Source organism: Streptomyces sp. SID10853 (assembly GCF_010548145.1).
Taxonomy (GTDB): domain Bacteria; phylum Actinomycetota; class Actinomycetes; order Streptomycetales; family Streptomycetaceae; genus Streptomyces.
The window spans coordinates 1-1,024 of sequence record NZ_JAAGLN010000495.1 but is presented as its reverse complement, the minus strand read 5'-3'; the positions used below and the strand labels follow the sequence as shown (position 1 = coordinate 1,024).

The following is a 1,024-nucleotide window of genomic DNA, read 5'->3' as shown; positions in this document are numbered from 1 at the left end:
CGCAGCGCCTCGCTGAGCCGCGCCGCGCGCTCGGCGACCTCGGCGGGGCCGAGCTCCACGGCCCGGTTGCACCACTTCTGCCCTTCGCCCAGCTCGCTGCGGCGCATCGCGAGCAGCGCGAGGCGCAGGGCGGCCCGGCCGTGCCCGGCGTTGGCGGCTCGGGCCCACCAGAGCCCGGCCTCGCGCTCGTTGCCCTCGCGGGCCAGCAGCAGCCCGAGGTTGAAGGCGCCGTTGCGGCTGCCCGCCTCGGCGGCCTCGCGGTACCAGCCCGCCGCGGCCTCGACGTCGTTCCGGGAGGCTGCGAGCATGCCGACCCGGACCTGGGCGCGGCGGTGCCCCTGCTCGGCCGCGCGCTCGTACCACTCCTCGCACTCGCTCTTCTCGGTGACGGGCTCACCGAGCACCGGCGGGCCCGGCGGCGGCATCCTGGCGTCGAGGAGCGCGCCGAGCCGGAAGGCCGCCTCGGTGCTGCCGCCGCCCGCCGCACAGCGCAGATGGCGCTCCGCCGTGTGCTCCTCGCCGTCCCTGAGCAGCGCTATGCCGACCTGGAGCGCGGCCTCGGTGTGCCCGGCCGCCGCCGCCCGCTCGTACCAGACGAAGGCACCGTGGTCGTCGTCCCGGCCCGCGTGCAGGATGCCCAGGTTGAAGGCGGCGTCGACGCTGCCCGCCTCGGCCGCCTTGGAGAACCACGGCTCGGCGCCCGCCGGGTCGCCGTTCTGCAGGAGCAGCACGGCGAGGGCGTTGGCCGCCTCACGGTGTCCGGCGTAGGCGGCGCGGCGGTACCACTGCTCGGCCTGCGCGGTCCGCTCCTGGGCAGCGCAGAGCAGGGCGAGGTTGTAGGCGCCGTTGACGTCGCCCGCGTCCATGGCGGCCCGGTACCAGCGCTCAGCGGTCTGCTGCTCGCCGCGGGCGGCGTGCAGGGCGCCCAGGGCGTTGGCCGCGTTCCCGTCGCCTTCCTGGGCCGCACGCAGCCACCAGACGGCGGCGCTCTCCTCGTCGCCCGCGTCGCGCAGCAGGAAGCCGA

Annotated in this window: 1 pseudogene; it reads right to left on the bottom strand. The window is 77.1% G+C overall.

From position 1 onward, the window contains the following. A pseudogene (locus G3I19_RS36600) lies at positions 1 to 1,024 on the bottom strand (SEL1-like repeat protein); the annotation flags it as partial.